The organism is Enterobacter cloacae complex sp. 402C9, assembly GCF_050030745.1.
Classification (GTDB): domain Bacteria; phylum Pseudomonadota; class Gammaproteobacteria; order Enterobacterales; family Enterobacteriaceae; genus Enterobacter; species Enterobacter intestinihominis.
On record NZ_JBLGUW010000002.1, the window covers coordinates 341,624 to 356,985 of the forward strand.

Consider the following 15,362-nt stretch of genomic DNA (forward strand, 5'->3'; position numbering starts at 1 on the left):
ATAGCAAATTCTCTCCAGTGGAGCGAAATGCGTGATAAACGTTTTCTCAGCAATCTCTGACATTCGACTAAATCAGCCTGTTCCGTTTCTTTCTGGCTACGTTAAGACACCATGAAAAGGCCCCGTATGACGGGGCCGGTTCTGTGGTGTTTATTGGATTTGCGGCAGCTCGATCATGAAGCGGGATTCGCCAACTTTGCCGCTGGTGGCCGGGAAGATCGGGATCAGGATGCCATCCCCTTGACCGAAGTCTATTGTGATGTCTTTCGAATCTCCGGGAATGACAGTCGCCCCATTCATACTGACCGCAAAGGCCGCATCTTTACGAACCACGGCAGCCTGGCGGCTGCAAATTGAAAACCGCCCCGGTTCGTCCTGTTGTTGCCGCACGCCCCGCAGAATATGTATGCTCTGAGGACCTGTTTTATTAAGGACTCATCCCCTTATGTTGACCCGCAAAAGTATCGATACAGTTCTGCTCTCTGTTGGTGCTGAGAAGCTCTCACAACGAGAATGGGACTGGATGAAAATGCTCAAACCCATGGACCCACCACCTGCGATGGTGACGACCTCCATCCTGAAGCGCCGTGGCGATACAGCAGCCCTTACCCTGCTACAGGATACCGGGGTTTAATCCATCCTCATGTTGTCCGGTTTTACTCCCCGCCCTCTGAAACGTCTGTTCACAGCCAACCAGTGCTGGACGTCCTTCCTGGATGCGGGCGGTCTGCGCGATATCGAGGTTGAAGCCGTCACCAAAATGCTGGCCTGCGGCACACGGATACTGGGTGTAAAAGAGTTCGGGTGTGATAACCCGGACTGTCAGCACGTAAAGTACCTGACCAACTCATGCGGCAGCCGTGCCTGCCCGTCCTGCGGAAAGAAGGCCACAGACCTGTGGACAGCAACACAGCTGAATCGTCTTCCTGACTGCGACTGGGTACATCTGGTCTTCACCCTGCCGGACACGCTGTGGCCGGTGTTCGAAAGCAACCGCTGGCTGCTGAATGACGTGTGCCGTCTGGCGGTGGAGAATCTGCTGTATGCCGCCCGAAAACGGGGGCTGGAACCCGGTATCTTCTGCGCCATCCACACGTATGGCCGTCGTCTCAACTGGCATCCGCATGTACATGTGTCTGTAACCTGTGGAGGTCTGAATAAGCATGGTCAGTGGAAAAAGCTGAGCTTCCTGAAAGACGCGATGCGTTCACGGTGGATGTGGAATATGCGGCAGCTGCTTCTGAAAGCGTGGTCAGAGGGGATGGCAATGCCGGAGTCGTTGTCACATATCACGACGGAATCACAGTGGAGAAGCCTGGTGCTGAAATCCGGCGGAAAATACTGGCATGTGTACATGTCGAAGAAGACAGCCGGAGGGCGGAATACGGCACGCTACCTGGGTCGTTATCTGAAGAAGCCACCAATAGCGGCTTCCCGACTGGCTCATTACAACGGAGGGGCAAGCCTGAGCTTCCGTTACCTGGACCACAAAACGGGAGAAACGGCGACGGAAACGCTGACACAGCGTGAGCTGGTCGCGAGGCTGAAACAGCACATCCCGGAGAAGTTTTTTAAGATGGTGAGGTACTTCGGGTTCCTTGCCAACCGTGTGTGTGGAGAGAAGCTGCCGCAGGTGTACCGTGCACTGGGGATGGATAAACCGGAACCAGTGGCGAAAGTGTGCTATGCACAAATGGTGAAACAGTTCCTGAGTCGTGACCCGTTCGAATGCGTGCTGTGTGGCTGCCGGATGGTATACCGCCGGGCCATTGCGGGGCTGAATGTATCAGGGCTGAAGAAAAACGCGCGGGATATCAGTCTACTGAGGTATATGCCGGCCTGACACAGGCTAAGTGTGCCCGGGAATCGGTGAAAGTATAAAAAACAGCCTGTTACGGTATAAAAATCGACCATACAGAGAGGGAAACCACCGGAGTGGTGGGAAAAGCAGAAAGGCTCACGTGGCATAAGGCGTGGACAATGGTATCGACTGGTTTTTCAATTTCCTATACGTCGAGCAGTGGGTTATGACACGCTGGAACAATCAAATCGTCCCAGAAATTGGTGAGATCACCTACAGCCCGACATCTAAGATACTGACTGTTGAAGCTCATCTCAACAGAGATAATGATTGGTTCGACGGATTCAGACTCCTCGGATTCTATCTTACCGATAAGAACTCCAAACAGCGCATGACGCCTGTGGGAGTCGAAAAGTCCAGAAACGCGGGTAACTACACGATTGAGTATGACCTTTCCCGGCAGTCTGAAGGGCAATACAACGTTGAAGTGAATATTCAGGATCGTTTCGGTAACCAGACAAACAAAACCTATGGCGTGATAGCTCTCGATGCCACACCCCCAACGGTTGCTATTACCTTCGAAGGGAAGCCGGTAAAGGATGACACCGTCGTCTATGGTCTGGAAAATCTGCGCATTGCACTGAGCGATAACCTGACCACACCTCGCATTACTCGTCTCCAGCTAACTGGCGGACCGACATCAGACAATGTTGAACTCAGTTGGTCACCTGCTGGTAAAGACATATACTCGCCGGAATATCCGCGCATATTCCCGAATTTCGAGCCCTCTGAAAACTATGCTCTCAGTGTGACAGTGTCGGACAGCCAGTCCAACACAAAAACTTACACACAGAAGTTCAGTTATCTCCCGAATAACTTGGTACAGCTGCATAACCTTCGAACCCTTGCAGTAAAGTCGGCGCTCAAAACCTCTGATAACGTGCCACTTGCCTATCTGTCTACAAACATGCTCCGCAAGACTAACGGTGAAATAGCCAAAGGCTTACAGAACGCGACCCTCTCAGTACGTAAGGATGCCAACTTCGGGATAGTGTTTAATGGAGCGGAGGCAGCTCCTGGGGAGTCTGTAAATGTTAATATCGACATGGGTATGGGTGATAATCTTCTCATGCCGGTTTATCCATCAGAGAACGGCAAGACCGGAGCCGCTGAGTTTATGATCCAAATTGATGAGCTGAAGTAACCATAAAAAGCCGTCAGTCACTCTGGCGGCTTTTTTTCGTGACGCCATTTCCTGCATTTTCTCCGCTCTCTCTCCTCATAACTCTGTAGCCGCTTGCGTCAAAAAAGTAACTTTTTCTACAAGGGAAGAAGTGTGCTAGTGCGGTTCTTAGAACGGATCGGAATTTACTCACATTTCGATCGTAATGCTTCATGACGTCTCTGTGCATAGTTATCAACAGGATAGAATAATAATAAAGATCAATATAGGATCAATAGCAGATCAAAAAGGAATAACGATCCTCGCAGGCCAGTAATATCGGGGCTCTCAGCGGATCGCCATCCACTGTACAGGGGGCGAAATACACTATGTCGGGTAATCCATCCACTATACAGGGTGCATAATCCACTATACCGGGTGGATTCGATACACTATACCGGGTAGGATGTAGATCTTATGCACAAAACGGATCTTTCTATATGTCTAGTAATAACAACAAGTTATCTCTTGTCATTGAAGAGTCCCTAAAAGATTCCGGGGAAGTTATCCAACTGCTTCCCACGCTAAGACAGACCATTCAGCCGAAAGTTTTACTCCGTCTGGGTGTGTTTGTGCCAACACTGAAATCCACGGATAAGGGTGGCCGGAAGAGTCACCGCATCGATGCCACCGAACCCCTTTCGAGACTATCCATTGTCGAGGGTGAAGGCTACAGCCAGATCCAAATTTATGGCCCGCGCCTCGACATGGACTCTGACTTCAAATCATGGTGTGGGATCGTTTATGCATTGTCTAACCGTCCGCTCGACTCGGAAGGTCAGCTGGAGCTGAATTTCCCGGAGTTTGCTAAGTTCTGCGGTTTTGACACTAAGCGCATTGATAGGCAATTGAAAGAGCGTTTTGATGCTTCATTGACGCGTATTGCCCGAACCAGTATCTCGTTCATTAAGAAAATACCCGGTACAGACGATCAGATAACGATAAACATGCACCTCGTGGAATCCACGTACTACGACAGTTCCACCGGGAAAATCGTCATCAAGCCAAATTCGAAGCTCAATACGCTGTATCGCGTCGACGGTAAAACCCGACTCTACCTGAAGACGTTGCAGAAACTGGCCCGTAAGGAGTCCGCACAGGCCCTGTATCTGTATCTGGCTGAGTTACCGAGCACCTTTTACCGTATCGGATTTGACCGGCTGCGTGAACGCCTGCAACTGTCCTCACATCTTGGCAACCAGAATGCCACAGTTAAAAAGGCGCTGGGCCAGCTTAAAGAGATCGGTTTTCTGGAATACTCCATAGACAAAGAAAACGGCGATTATGTACTGAATATTCTGAAAAGAAACATGAAGCCATGATAGATGCCGGATAATGCAGCTGCCTGCCGCGTGGGTGGCTGCATTACCCGGAATAGTGGATATTCTTCTCCTTTCCGCTCTGTTTTTACCCGGTACAGTGGATCTCCACTACACCGGGTAATGTCAGCCCTAAAACTCCGATGCAGCCCTTTCTCTTCAGCCTTACCCTGACGATTCTGTGTGTTTTTCAACCAAAATGTGAACTATACCCGGTACAGTGGAGCCACGAAAATGTGATCCATACCCGGTATAGTGGATAAGGCCCCTTGCGAACCAGGCACCGGAAATGTGGCGGCACTGGTTGGCAAGTTTTACCCGGTATAGTGGAGCCCGTTACTGCCTCCGCCCCGGATGGCGTGATGTCACGGGAAGGAAGATATACCCGATAAAGTGGTTCGTGAAGGGTGAACGGCCCTGATAGCACGATGAGGCTGAAGTGGAAACTGTACCCGGTATAGTGGAGCCACTAAGATTGCGTACCCGGTGGCTGAGAGGGGAATCTTTTCCCGCCACAGTGGAGTAGCTGATATCGTCGAAAATGTCTTAACCACAATACGGCCATTCTGTTGCTGCACTAAAGAAATGCATCATCGAGTCTCAGGTGTTTTAAGTTGGTAAACCCCCTTCCACCAGGTGTCGAAAGAGACGCTATCATCGCAGCGCATAAACATGCCGTTATGCCTTGCGACAACGCTGAGAGAACCTTTATTTTTACCGCAGGTCTTCTCAAAAGACTCTGTAGCTTTAATAAAAGTTTCACCATCCGTGATGGTCGGGGAATCCAGTTCCTTCGCCAGCCATGACGGATAGCTGTCAGCATTAACCCATACAAGGCGTTCCACAACTGAAAAGAGTACGCCGACAAGGCCAACCGCCCAGAGCGTAATAACCAGTAAACGTAAAATTCGCAGGACTATGAATTTTGAATGCTGTAAAGGCGAGACAAGAAATGGCAACGATATCATGACTGTGAGCATGACTGATGACGCCAGCAACGTGTATAACAATGCCCATGATTTCACATAGGCCGAAAACGCGATCATCAAGCCAATAAGAACAAAGAGCGGTGCAGCGCTTTTCAGACTACCCATGTTTATTTTCATTATTTTGATGCTCCATTTTGTACGAGTTTAGAGATACTACGTTTAAAATCATCTACGGCCTCAAAAAAGGTTCGTGGATGACGTTATTGGTTTTTTATATTGTACCATTGGTGAGCGTTTACCTTTTTACCCTTTAATTAAGGCACCAGGATTCGCCCCTGAAAAAGCGAATTCCATGAGGTTAATGTATGTCACACAATATTTTTATAGCTGAGTTTGATGATGGACTTCGGATGTACGGTATCAATGACGGTACAGCCTGCCATATGCATGCTTTTTTGTTTCAGACCCAGGCGCAAGTAGAACACTGGCTGGGAAGCGGTGATCGTGATACCCGCAAGTTACCTGTAATGCCAGAAAACGCCTCATTGACGGAGGAAAACGTCACTATCGGCCCTGACGAAACATGGGCTTTTCGCTCCCGAGCTTCACGCACCGCACAATGGATCACCGGCCCCCTTGAACATGACAGTGAGTCATGGGAAGACCAGTCTGTATATGGCCACAGCACGTGAACTTCACGCCTCCAGTCCTGCTGACCGACATAGGCAGGACAGGGGTTTACAGTACCCGGTACAGTGTATCGCCTTGCTGAACCCGTGTTTGCTGCTGCTGGCCCAGCGGACGGATGCTGGGAAAGTCAAAGATGATCAGTTTTAGATCCGCGTTCGCGGGGATAATTATTCCTACTGGAATGTTAGCTACAGCGTTAGAATCCATTTTGTTGCCTCACCTTACAAGGGCGATTAACCGTCTTAATGGCAGCATTCGCCCGATCAGGCCGCAGGGGTAACAACTTGTGGTCTTTTTCGTACACAAGGAGTGTTTATGCCTTACATCCCCGAAACACTGGAAGGAACGTTTTTCCGCAAGACTATTGAAACATCACCGGAAGGTGAAAGCCTGTACTGGTTTCGCCGTGCAGATGGCATAGAATTCGCCGTCATTGAGTCGGCTCGCTACCCAGGCAATGATGCCGTGGTAATTTGCGGGGACGGGCGCCCAACAGGCAACACGATTTCAGAATCGCTTTTTGTCATTACTGATGACATGCGGGCGCTTCCCCGTGGCGTGTATGAACAGGAGGCGCATGATGCCTAACCAGATCCCGAACAACCCTACACTTCCGAAGAATTTCGACATTACGCCTAACGAGAAGCGCAGCAAGGCCCAGCTCGATGCCTGGTGGGATCATCCTTACTGCGTCACCCATAACGAGAAATTTCACGTGTACTGTCTGAACGGCGGGGCGTGGGATAGGCCGACATGGCTGGCTCAGGCTGACACGTATGATGAGGCCTGTGAACTGGCAGAACGGAAACAAGCTGAGTGGGTGGCACGCCGGGAACAGCCTATTTACTATATGACCTTTGAGCCGCCTTTTCAGATGGTGCGACAGCCGCAACGCCCTGATCATGATGCTGTAGTAGTTGTGTCGTTCGAAACGAAGGAAGAACTGGACGCCTGGAGCGCAGCGCAGCAATAAAAAATGTCCGCAGTCAAGCGATTGTTGAAATCAGCCTGATGGCCGGAAGTCTATATGGGGTGCGGGTTTGGCTCTACTTCGGGCCGCCTTGCGGGGCTGTGGCGTTGTGGGCTGGGAGCCACATAGGAGCTTCGCGGTAGAAAGCCCGAGCGTGCTGCATCGGGGGCGGTTGCCTGCAGGCGGTAGCCGCGTTTGGTCTTCATAGCCCAATCGGTCGCCGTCCTCCAGAATGAAGAACGCGCAGCCTTGGGCTGCGCGTTTGAGGGATGGCCGCCAGCGGAAACCGGCATCATCAGCTTGGCTTCGGCGGCGCGGCCTTGCCCGCGCCTCCCTTCCTGAATCCCCGATCTCCGACCATGAAGGCTTCTAGCATGTGCGGAATTAGCACCGTGGCATCGACCGCCTCGCCGTAGGTCTGCGCGTGCAGCGTAGCGTAGCGGTCGAGGTCGGCTTTCAGGCTGGCCGGGCAAGCAAAAGTCAGCTTCGTGGATTCCGTTTTCGGCAGCGGCCCGAGCCGTAGCTTGCGCGTCGTCATCGCGAAGTCCCCCTGTTGAAGAAAAGTGGCTGGTACGGCCGCAGCACCAGATCGCGGTTGACGATGATGCGAACCGGCAAGCCGGGGCGCTCCGTCAAGGTGGGCTGGATGTTGAGGTTGCGCCGGGTCATCTCCTGACCGACCTGATTGATGCTGTCCTGGGCGCTATCGCGGCCGGCGATGATGACGCGATCACCGTCCTGCCGGTTCTCCGGCGCAGCCAGTTCGGCACCGATGCCCAGTAGCGTCGTCAGTGCCGCACCGGCAAAGACGCGATCCCAATGCCAATCCACATCATCTTCCAAGCCGGCGTAGCCGGCCGGATCGGTGCCGGCCAAGTTGTCGAGCTTGAGCGAAGACGTGTCGGGCAGGATGATCCGGTTCCACACCACTTGCACGCGGCTCTGCCCGTAGCTGACCTGGCTGTTGTATTTGCCCAGGATGCGTGACCCCTGCGGGATCAGCAGGAACTTGCCGGTAGCCGTGTCATAGACCGGCTCCGTCACTGTGGCGATCACATCGCCCGGCAAGTCCGACTTGATGCCCGTCACCAGCGCCCCGGCGACCACCGTTCCGGCCATGACCTGATACGGCGACGCCGGCAGCGTCAGGTTGCCGGAATCACGGGCTTCCGTGGTTCCGGCTTTCTGGAATGCCTCTTTCTGGTCTTGCCGGTTCTGCACGGCGGTCGGGTCGGCGGGCTGGGCCGCCGTCGACGCAGGCCCGGCCGCCAGCGGGTCGAAGGCCGCATTGGCGGTGAAGCCCGGCGCAGCGGCTACCTGTGTCTGCGCCACCGGCGCGGCCTTCTGCGAACCAGAGCGGAAGAACACCGCCGATGCCGCTGCTGCTTCGGCTTCCTTGCGCAACGCGTCGTTGGGGTCGTTGCCGGGGGCCGCGTAGGCGGCCGTCACCGGCTGCTGCGACTTCACAATGGCCGGGCCAAGATCGCCTGGCAGCGGCGGCCCCAACTCCGGCACGGATGCCGCCAAGGGGGGCGGCAGCTTCGAGTAGTCCGCCGGCAGCGCGTCCAACCCTTCGGACTTCGAGACGCGATCGACGTTGTAAAGCTCGGTCTGCTCGCCTGCACCGCGCCGCTGCGGTTGCAGCGACCACATCAGCGCGCCGAGCACAGCGACCGAGAGACCGCCGACGAGGATGGCCAGCGTGCGCCGGTTCAGGCGCGTGACCGGGCGCGGTTGGGCGCGCAGCGCAACTGCCTCGGGTGCCACCTTGCCCGCATGCGGCGTGGCGAGGTCGGGAGTGTCGTCCTGGCTCATGGTCAGTTCCTCCGCGCCAAGCCATCCGTGCGTTCGATACGCACCACGTCACCCTTGTCGCCGCCCAGGCGCAGTTCGGCCGCGCCGAACAGCCGATCCACGATGTAGTAAGGCGAGCGAAAACGGTAATTCACCAGTTGTCCGTCGCCCTGCGCGCCGATGACGAACAGCGGTGGCAGCTCGCCTTGGGCGATTCCCGGCGGGAACTGGATATAGACCTTCTCGCCATCGTCGAAGGCGCGCAGCGGCTTCCACGGCGGATTGCTGCCTGAGACGGAATATCGGAAGCGGATCTTCTCCAGCGACAGTCCGGTATCGACCGGTGCGGCGGCGCTAGCCGCCTGCGACTGGCGCTGCAAGGCCAACATCCGGTCTTTTGGGTAGTCCCAGGACACCGACGCCATCCATGCCTTTTCCGTCGAGGTCAGTTCCAGCAGGTATGTTCTGCGACTGGTGGTGATGACCAAATTCGTCTTGAGGCCTGAGCGGATGGGCTTGACCAGCACATTGATGCGCATCGCGTCGCCGCTGCCGCTGGACGTGTCACCGACGATCCAGCGCACGGTATCGCCGGCTGCGACCGTCACTAGTTCCTCGCCCGGCTGCAAGGAAACCACGGTCACGCGTCCCGGCGCGGCATAGACTTGGTAGAGCGCACCATCGGTGAAGGGCCACACCTGAATCGCATTGACGTAGCCCTCGCGCGTGGGCGCGATGCGCGCCTCGGCATTGGCACGGGAAACGCGCACCTTCTCATCGGCCGGCTCCGGCTTAGCCGGGGCCGCGTCCAACTCGTGCAGCGGCTTCAACTGCGCTGGCAGCGCCAGCGGCTCGGGCATGGCGACGACTTCCACTGGAGCAGGCGGCTCCGGCAGCGGCTGTGCCTGCACCGGCTCATCGAGCGAAATGGACGGAGGCGGCTTGCCCTGCGAAGCGCAGCCCGACAGGGCCACCACGGTCAGCGCGAAAGCGTATAAGCGGAAAGACAGGTTCATGGCTTGGCTCCTTCAGAAGAATCCAGTTCGCGGCTCCACGACAGGCCGTTGACGTAGATACCCAGCGGGTTCTTGCGCAGGCGCTGTTCGGTGCGCGGGGTTTGCAGGACGGTGGAAAGCACCGCGTTCCATCGCTCGGTCCCGGCGGGGGCACCGTTGATGAACCGTTGCTCCGTCCAACGGACGTTGAACGAGGCATCGCTGGCGCGTACCACGCTGGTGATCTGCACCGTCACCGACTCGCGGCCAACACGGGCGAAAGGATCGTTCTTGCTGGCGTAGTCGTTGAGCACCGCCGCGCCTTTGTCGGTGGTGTAGTCGTAGGCGTCCAGCCAGTTTTGCCGCACCACGATGGGATCGATAGACAGCGAGCGCACCAGCGTCACGAAGCGCGCCAGGTGGTGCGCGATCTGCGCATCGGCGGGCCGGTACGGCGTGGCGGCTTCGCCGACGGCGCGCACCTGCCCCGACTGATCGACCTCGATGACGTAAGGGGTGACGATGGACTGCGCCGAGCGCCACACCAGGCCACCGGCCATCAGCAGCGCAAGCGTGAGGCAGCCGAAGGCCATAAAACGCCAGTTCTTGGCCTGGACGCGGGCCGAGCCGATGCGCTCGTCCCACACCTGCGCGGCGGATTGGTACGGGGTGGCAGGCTGCGGCGTGTCGGCATAGCGCACCTGCGGGCGTTTGAATCGCATAGGGTTCTCCTTGGTGGTCAGGTATCGGGTCACGCATCGGGGCGCAGGCTTGGGCCTTGCCCTGAGCCGCCGCCGTCGCCACTGCGCAGCGTGTGGGCTGCGGTGGTTGCGGCATGGGTGATCTGCTGGCGGCGGTGCATCCGCTTTGCCCAGGCGGGTTGCTCTTGCTTCGGCGCGCTGGCTGCGCCTTCGCCTGCGGCGGCCTGGCCGGAACCGGCAGCGCCGACATCCGCACCGTTCCATCCTGCCCGGAAGGAGTCGGCCACCTTCTGACCGGCAGCGGAAGCGCCCGATGCAGCTCGGCGGCCTGCCGCTTGCGCGCCGGTCTTGGCGACATTGCCGAGGCCCGCAGCCGCGCCTTTAGCCCCGCCGCCCGCAGCGGCGGAACCGGCCTGGAATGCGGACTTGGCGCTGCTGGCCGCCGACGTGGCGGCGCGTGCGCCGCTCCCGGCCAGCTTTGCGGCGGCCGGGGCCATGCGTGCGCCCGCCATGACGGCACCGCCCACGCCGGTCGCGGCGGCACCGATGGCAACACCCGTGCCTACCGCGCCGACGGCAGCGCCCGCCATCGCACCCGCGCCGAGCTGCGGCGCACCGGACACAAGGCCCGTGGCGATGCCGGGGCCGAAGATGCCCAGCGCCAGCAAGGCAAGCGAAGCCAGCATCACGACAAGCGCATGGTCGATGGAAGGCTCGTCGGGATGAACCTGGAACTCCGCGAACAGGCCCGAGCCGATGCCGACGATTACCGCCAGCACCAAGACCTTGATGCCTGACGAAACCACATTGCCGAGCACCTTTTCCGCGAGGAACGAGGTTTTGTTCCAGAGCGCAAACGGGATCAAGACGAAGCCGGCAAGCGTGGTCAGCTTGAACTCGATCAACGTGATGAAAAGCTGAACCGCGAGCACGAAGAAACAGAGGATCACCACCAGCCAAGCGATGAACAGCACCACGATGGGGTCGAGGTTCACGAACACTTCGGGGAAGCCGGCCATGTCACCGATCTGGTCGAGGATCGGCGCAGCGGCGTCGATGCCGGTCTTGGCAAGCCGACCCGGCTGCAAGAAGTTCTCCATCGTTATGGCCGAGCCAGTGGCGGTGATGCCTAGCCCGGCGAACGAGCGGAACACGATGCTCGACAGCCAATTGAAGTTACCGATGATGTAGGCGAAGGCACCGACGTAAAGCACCTTGCGCAGCAGCTTGGCGATCACGTCCTCGCCCTGGCCGGTCGCATGGCTCATGGCCCAATACAGACCGGCAATGGTCATGTCGATGACAATGAGAGTGGCCGTCAGGAACGCGACTTCGCCTTGCAGCAGACCGAAACCGGAGTCGATGTAGCGCGAGAAGGTATCGAGGAATCTGTCGATGATCGTTACGTCGTTCATGGCGTGTCCTCCGCAGCGGCGAGCGACGCATCACCTTCCGGCGCGTCGTCGGTTGGCGTGTCGAAACTCGCCGGAATCGGCGGCAGTTCTGCCAGCGTCCGGTATTCGTCCGGCCCAGTCTGGCCGGTGAAGAAGCGCCGCCGGAAGGCTTCGGCAGCGGCGCGACAGGTGTCTTCGCCTGCGGTTTGCCGGTCGGCTGCGCATTGGGCGCGCAGCGCCTTGAGCCGCACGGGATCGGCGGCCAAGGTGGCGGTCAGGTCTTCAGCCGGCTGCTGGCCGCATGCGGTCAGCAGCACGGCCAGCAGGACAGGAACGCATCGCATGGCCGCCTCCCGTCAGTTGTTGTAGAAGTTGACGGACTGCGGTGTGTACGGCGTGCCGGTGCCCAGGAAGCGCCGCCGCACTTCGCGGGCGCGCTCGGTGGCCGCTGCCTGCCGCGCCAGCTCCAGCGAGGCCGCCCTGTCTTGTGTGATCTGGAGCTGCTGGGCCTGGATGGACTGCTTGGCCTGCAAGGCGAGAAGCTGGTTCGTTGCCTGCATCGCTTGCAGCGCACCCGTGGCCGATTGGCTTTGGCTCACGAGGTCGGCCAGCGCGCTTTCGTCTTGCGTCAGGTTCTGCGACACCTGCGCCTGCATCCGCATCGCGGTGTGCAGGCCGTCGAGCGTGTTCTTCCAGCGTTCGCGTGCGTCCTGTGCCATGCGGTCGCCGCTGATGGTGGCGGCGTACTGCTCCGGGTACAGGCGCGAGAACGTGGCATCCATGCTCTGCACGTCGTAGGCCAGCCCTTGCGCCTCGGCAATCAGGCGTTCAGTCGTGGCGAGCGTCGAGCGCAGCCGGTTGACGATGTTGAAGTCGAGATTCGCCAGGTTGCGCGCCTGGTTCATCAACATCTGCGCTTCGTTCTGGAGCTGGTTGATCTGGTTGTTGATCTGCTCCAGCGTGCGGATGGCAGTCAGCGTGTTCTGCACCAAGTTGACGGGATCAACGAAAGTGAGCGCCGCCGCTGGCTGAGCGAGCATCAGCGAGCCGGCCAGCGCGGCGGCGAGCGAAACGGAAAGTACACGGGTCTTCATGGCGAAATCTCCAGGGGTTGAGTAGCGAGGAAAGAAGCCGCCGACGGCGAGGACGGCAGCAGGTCGGCGGCCCAATCGAGGCCGCGATGGCGTAGCCACGCACCGGCGAAGCCGGGAGCGCCGGCCTGCGTCAGCACTCGGTCAATGTCGCGTTGGTCTTGCGGTGTGGATGCGCCCGAGAAGGCGAGCGCGGCTGGCCCCAGGTCGAGGTCGAACAGACGATTGCCCAGGCGCGATTGGTAGTAGTAGTCGCGCTTGGGCTGCGCGGTGGCGACGATTTCGATTTGCCGACTGTTGAGGCCAAAGCCCTCGTAGACCGTGCGAATCTGCGGCTCGGTCGCCTGCGGGTTGGGCAAGAAAATCCGGCTCGCGCAGCTTTCGATGATCGCGGGCGCGATGGTCGAATCCTTGATGTCGGCAAGCGACTGCGTGGCGAAGATCACCGACACGTTTTTCTTGCGCAGAGTTTTCAACCATTGCCGGATGCGTGCCGCGAAGGACGGTTCATCAAGGAATAGCCAGGCTTCATCGAGAATCAGCAGCGTGGGAGCACCGTCGAAACGTGCATCGAAGCGGGCGAACAAGTAGCGCAGCACCGCTTGCACGGCGGCGGGGCTGTGCATTAGCTCTTCCATCTCAAAGCCCTGCACGTCGCCGCTGCCGAGCCGGTCGCGGTCGGCATCCAGTAGCTTGCCGTGCGCGCCGCCCAGCACATACGGCGACAATGCCTGCCGCAGCGCGTTCGATTGCAGCAGCACCGAAAGCCCGGTCATCGTGCGCTGCTCCACCGGCGCACCAGCGAGGCTGCCGAGCGCCGACCAAATGGCGGCTTTCTCGTCGGGGCCGACGGTCACGCCTTCATGCAGCAGGCGGCCTTCGATCCACTCGGCGGCCCAGGTGCGATAGCCTTCGCTGTCGATACGGGCCAAGGGCTGAAAGGCAATGGCGCCGTCCGCGCCGAGGTCGTAGTGTTCGCCGCCCAGGCCCAGCACCGTCGCCCGCATGGATCGCCCCATGTCGAAGGCGAAGATGCGCGAGCCGCCATAGCGGCGGAACTGCAAGGCGAGCATCGCCAGCAGGACAGATTTTCCCATGCCCGTCGGCCCCGCGACCAGCGTATGCCCCACGTCGCCGATGTGCGTCACCAGCCGGAACGGCGTCGCGCCATCCGTGCGCGTGACGATCAGCGGCGGGCCGTCGAGATGGGCGTTTTTCTCCGGCCCAGCCCACACGGCGGACACCGGCATCATGTGCGCCAGATTCAGCGTCGAGACGATGGGCTGGCGCACGTTGGCATAGGCATTGCCTGGTATGGACGACAGCCACGCATCGACTGCATTTAAGGTTTCGGGGATGGTGACGAAGCCACGTCCTTGGATGACACGTTCCACCATGCGCAGCTTTTCGTCGGCTACGGCAGGGTCGTCATCGAACACCGTCACCGTGGCGGTGAGGTAGCCGAAGGCGACTTGATCGCTGCCAAGCTCTTGCAAGGCGGCATCCGCGTCGGCCGCCTTGTTGCTGGCATCCGTGTCCACCAGCGGCGATTCCTGCTGGAAGATGGTTTCGCGCAGTAGCGCAATGACATTCTTCCGTTTCGCAAACCACTGGCGACGCAGGCGGCCCAGCTCCTTTTCCGCCTCGGCTTTATCGAGGCAGAGAAACCGGGTACTCCAGCGATAGGCAAAGCCCAGGCGATTGAGGTCGTCCAGCAGGCCCGGCCAGGTCGAGGTCGGAAAGCCCCGCACCGACACCACGCGCAGATGCTGGTCACCCAGCATGGGCGCAAGGCCGCCGACTAGGGCGGAATCGGCCAGCAGTGCGTCGAGGTGGAAAGGCACCTCGGGCACGGCCAGCCGGTAGCGCCGCGTGGACACCGTGGCGTGAAGATAAGTCAGCGTCGCGGCATCGTCCAACCAGACGATTTCTGGCATCACGCCATCGAGCAGGTCGAAAACCCGATCCGTTTCTGCCAGGAAGGCGTCAAGCCGACCGCGCCAGTCCACACCATCGCCCGGCGCGTGCTCGTAGAGCAGCTTGGCTGCACGAGCGCGGGATTCCTCCGGCGGCAGATAGGCTAGCGTCAGGTGATAGCTGCTTTCGTAGTGGTTCCCCGATTCCTCAAAGGCAGCGCGGCGTTCTTCGTCCACCAGCCAGGACAGCGGTTCGGGAAAGTCGGAATGCGGATAGTCCGCGGCCGACTGGCGCTCGGCTTCCACGAACAGCGCCCAGCCCGAACCCAGCCGGCGCAACGCGTTGTTTAGCCGTGCCGTCGTGGCGATCAATTCGCCCTGCGTGGCGCTGTCCAGATCAGGCCCGCGAAAGCGCGCCGTGCGCTGAAACGAGCCATCCTTGTTCAGCACCACGCCCGGCGCGATCAGCCCAGCCCAGGGAAGCCAGTCGGCCAGCAAGGCGGGCCGCTGGCGGTATTCGGCAAGGTTAAGCATGGCGGC

The 15,362-nt window shown here is 58.7% G+C and carries 17 protein-coding genes; 7 read left to right on the forward strand and 10 right to left on the reverse strand.

Annotated features, from left to right (window positions below):
• Positions 1–150: 150 nt before the first annotated feature.
• Positions 151–333 carry a hypothetical protein gene (locus ACQG1K_RS24400; RefSeq protein ID WP_200442493.1) on the reverse strand — a complete coding sequence of 61 codons (183 nt, stop codon included), beginning with the start codon at positions 331–333 and terminating at the stop codon, positions 151–153.
• Between the two features lie 112 nt (positions 334–445).
• On the opposite strand from ACQG1K_RS24400, the gene ACQG1K_RS24405 reads away from it, so the two are divergent.
• The 4 genes from ACQG1K_RS24405 to ACQG1K_RS24420 all read left to right on the forward strand — a co-directional run bounded on the left by ACQG1K_RS24405 (position 446) and on the right by ACQG1K_RS24420 (position 4,345).
• On the forward strand, positions 446–634 hold the full coding sequence (locus ACQG1K_RS24405; RefSeq protein ID WP_000957857.1) for a hypothetical protein: 189 nt from the start codon (positions 446–448) through the stop codon (positions 632–634).
• Positions 635–643: 9 nt separating this feature from the next.
• Positions 644–1,843 carry an IS91 family transposase gene (locus tag ACQG1K_RS24410; protein ID WP_000948429.1) on the forward strand — a complete coding sequence of 400 codons (1,200 nt, stop codon included), beginning with the start codon at positions 644–646 and terminating at the stop codon, positions 1,841–1,843.
• Between the two features lie 184 nt (positions 1,844–2,027).
• Positions 2,028–3,005 carry an Ig-like domain-containing protein gene (locus ACQG1K_RS24415; RefSeq protein ID WP_235845998.1) on the forward strand — a complete coding sequence of 326 codons (978 nt, stop codon included), beginning with the start codon at positions 2,028–2,030 and terminating at the stop codon, positions 3,003–3,005.
• A gap of 458 nt (positions 3,006–3,463) precedes the next feature.
• Positions 3,464–4,345 carry a RepB family plasmid replication initiator protein gene (locus tag ACQG1K_RS24420; protein WP_015063085.1) on the forward strand — a complete coding sequence of 294 codons (882 nt, stop codon included), beginning with the start codon at positions 3,464–3,466 and terminating at the stop codon, positions 4,343–4,345.
• 587 nt (positions 4,346–4,932) lie between these two features.
• Here ACQG1K_RS24420 and ACQG1K_RS24425 read toward each other — a convergent pair.
• A complete protein-coding gene (locus ACQG1K_RS24425; RefSeq protein WP_015063086.1) occupies positions 4,933–5,448 on the reverse strand; it encodes a hypothetical protein in 516 nt (171 codons plus the stop codon).
• Between the two features lie 188 nt (positions 5,449–5,636).
• Here ACQG1K_RS24425 and ACQG1K_RS24430 point away from each other — a divergent pair, with 188 nt between their 5' ends.
• From ACQG1K_RS24430 to ACQG1K_RS24440, 3 genes are all read left to right on the forward strand, one after another.
• Entirely contained in the window at positions 5,637–5,963 is a 327-nt protein-coding gene (locus ACQG1K_RS24430; protein ID WP_015063087.1) for a hypothetical protein, read from the forward strand.
• Positions 5,964–6,276: 313 nt separating this feature from the next.
• Positions 6,277–6,549, forward strand: coding sequence for a hypothetical protein (locus ACQG1K_RS24435; protein WP_022652138.1), 273 nt, complete (start codon positions 6,277–6,279; stop codon positions 6,547–6,549).
• Complete coding sequence (locus tag ACQG1K_RS24440) at positions 6,539–6,934, forward strand: DNA-binding protein (protein ID WP_223203170.1); 396 nt, start codon at positions 6,539–6,541, stop codon at positions 6,932–6,934. Before ACQG1K_RS24435 ends, ACQG1K_RS24440 begins: the two co-directional genes overlap by 11 nt.
• Before the next feature lie 292 nt (positions 6,935–7,226).
• Here ACQG1K_RS24440 and ACQG1K_RS24445 read toward each other — a convergent pair whose 3' ends face one another.
• Genes ACQG1K_RS24445 through trbE form a run of 8 tightly spaced genes read right to left on the reverse strand, consistent with a single transcriptional unit; the run spans position 7,227 to position 15,356 of the window.
• Positions 7,227–7,469 (reverse strand): DUF2274 domain-containing protein, encoded by a 243-nt coding sequence (locus tag ACQG1K_RS24445; protein ID WP_004883121.1) that lies wholly within the window; start codon positions 7,467–7,469, stop codon positions 7,227–7,229.
• A complete protein-coding gene (locus tag ACQG1K_RS24450) occupies positions 7,466–8,746 on the reverse strand; it encodes a TrbI/VirB10 family protein (RefSeq protein ID WP_004883119.1) in 1,281 nt (426 codons plus the stop codon). The genes ACQG1K_RS24445 and ACQG1K_RS24450 overlap by 4 nt, the downstream gene beginning before the upstream one ends.
• A 2-nt stretch (positions 8,747–8,748) precedes the next feature.
• Positions 8,749–9,741, reverse strand: coding sequence for a P-type conjugative transfer protein TrbG (gene trbG, locus ACQG1K_RS24455; RefSeq protein WP_004883112.1), 993 nt, complete (start codon positions 9,739–9,741; stop codon positions 8,749–8,751).
• Positions 9,738–10,442, reverse strand: coding sequence for a conjugal transfer protein TrbF (gene trbF, locus ACQG1K_RS24460; RefSeq protein WP_004883108.1), 705 nt, complete (start codon positions 10,440–10,442; stop codon positions 9,738–9,740). The genes trbG and trbF overlap by 4 nt, the downstream gene beginning before the upstream one ends.
• Positions 10,443–10,471: 29 nt before the next feature.
• Positions 10,472–11,836 carry a P-type conjugative transfer protein TrbL gene (gene trbL, locus ACQG1K_RS24465; protein WP_004883106.1) on the reverse strand — a complete coding sequence of 455 codons (1,365 nt, stop codon included), beginning with the start codon at positions 11,834–11,836 and terminating at the stop codon, positions 10,472–10,474.
• The gene (locus ACQG1K_RS24470) at positions 11,833–12,159 is read right to left on the reverse strand and encodes a hypothetical protein (RefSeq protein WP_004883103.1); all 327 of its coding nucleotides are present in this window, start codon (positions 12,157–12,159) and stop codon (positions 11,833–11,835) included. The genes trbL and ACQG1K_RS24470 overlap by 4 nt, the downstream gene beginning before the upstream one ends.
• A 12-nt stretch (positions 12,160–12,171) precedes the next feature.
• Positions 12,172–12,909, reverse strand: coding sequence for a P-type conjugative transfer protein TrbJ (gene trbJ / locus ACQG1K_RS24475; protein ID WP_004883101.1), 738 nt, complete (start codon positions 12,907–12,909; stop codon positions 12,172–12,174).
• Positions 12,906–15,356, reverse strand: coding sequence for a conjugal transfer protein TrbE (gene trbE / locus ACQG1K_RS24480; protein ID WP_004883099.1), 2,451 nt, complete (start codon positions 15,354–15,356; stop codon positions 12,906–12,908). The genes trbJ and trbE overlap by 4 nt, the downstream gene beginning before the upstream one ends.
• Between the last annotated feature and the right edge of the window lie 6 nt (positions 15,357–15,362).

What these genes read in the sequence shown, in the direction of transcription:
- ACQG1K_RS24405 (WP_000957857.1), top strand. Translation starts at nt 446, where the DNA reads ATGTTGACCCGCAAAAGTATCGATACAGTTCTGCTCTCTGTTGGTGCT.
- ACQG1K_RS24410 (WP_000948429.1), top strand. Translation starts at nt 644, where the DNA reads ATGTTGTCCGGTTTTACTCCCCGCCCTCTGAAACGTCTGTTCACAGCC.
- ACQG1K_RS24415 (WP_235845998.1), top strand. Translation starts at nt 2,028, where the DNA reads ATGACACGCTGGAACAATCAAATCGTCCCAGAAATTGGTGAGATCACC.
- ACQG1K_RS24420 (WP_015063085.1), top strand. Translation starts at nt 3,464, where the DNA reads ATGTCTAGTAATAACAACAAGTTATCTCTTGTCATTGAAGAGTCCCTA.
- ACQG1K_RS24425 (WP_015063086.1), bottom strand. Translation starts at nt 5,448, where the DNA reads ATGAAAATAAACATGGGTAGTCTGAAAAGCGCTGCACCGCTCTTTGTT.
- ACQG1K_RS24430 (WP_015063087.1), top strand. Translation starts at nt 5,637, where the DNA reads ATGTCACACAATATTTTTATAGCTGAGTTTGATGATGGACTTCGGATG.
- ACQG1K_RS24435 (WP_022652138.1), top strand. Translation starts at nt 6,277, where the DNA reads ATGCCTTACATCCCCGAAACACTGGAAGGAACGTTTTTCCGCAAGACT.
- ACQG1K_RS24440 (WP_223203170.1), top strand. Translation starts at nt 6,539, where the DNA reads ATGATGCCTAACCAGATCCCGAACAACCCTACACTTCCGAAGAATTTC.
- ACQG1K_RS24445 (WP_004883121.1), bottom strand. Translation starts at nt 7,469, where the DNA reads ATGACGACGCGCAAGCTACGGCTCGGGCCGCTGCCGAAAACGGAATCC.
- ACQG1K_RS24450 (WP_004883119.1), bottom strand. Translation starts at nt 8,746, where the DNA reads ATGAGCCAGGACGACACTCCCGACCTCGCCACGCCGCATGCGGGCAAG.
- trbG (WP_004883112.1), bottom strand. Translation starts at nt 9,741, where the DNA reads ATGAACCTGTCTTTCCGCTTATACGCTTTCGCGCTGACCGTGGTGGCC.
- trbF (WP_004883108.1), bottom strand. Translation starts at nt 10,442, where the DNA reads ATGCGATTCAAACGCCCGCAGGTGCGCTATGCCGACACGCCGCAGCCT.
- trbL (WP_004883106.1), bottom strand. Translation starts at nt 11,836, where the DNA reads ATGAACGACGTAACGATCATCGACAGATTCCTCGATACCTTCTCGCGC.
- ACQG1K_RS24470 (WP_004883103.1), bottom strand. Translation starts at nt 12,159, where the DNA reads ATGCGATGCGTTCCTGTCCTGCTGGCCGTGCTGCTGACCGCATGCGGC.
- trbJ (WP_004883101.1), bottom strand. Translation starts at nt 12,909, where the DNA reads ATGAAGACCCGTGTACTTTCCGTTTCGCTCGCCGCCGCGCTGGCCGGC.
- trbE (WP_004883099.1), bottom strand. Translation starts at nt 15,356, where the DNA reads ATGCTTAACCTTGCCGAATACCGCCAGCGGCCCGCCTTGCTGGCCGAC.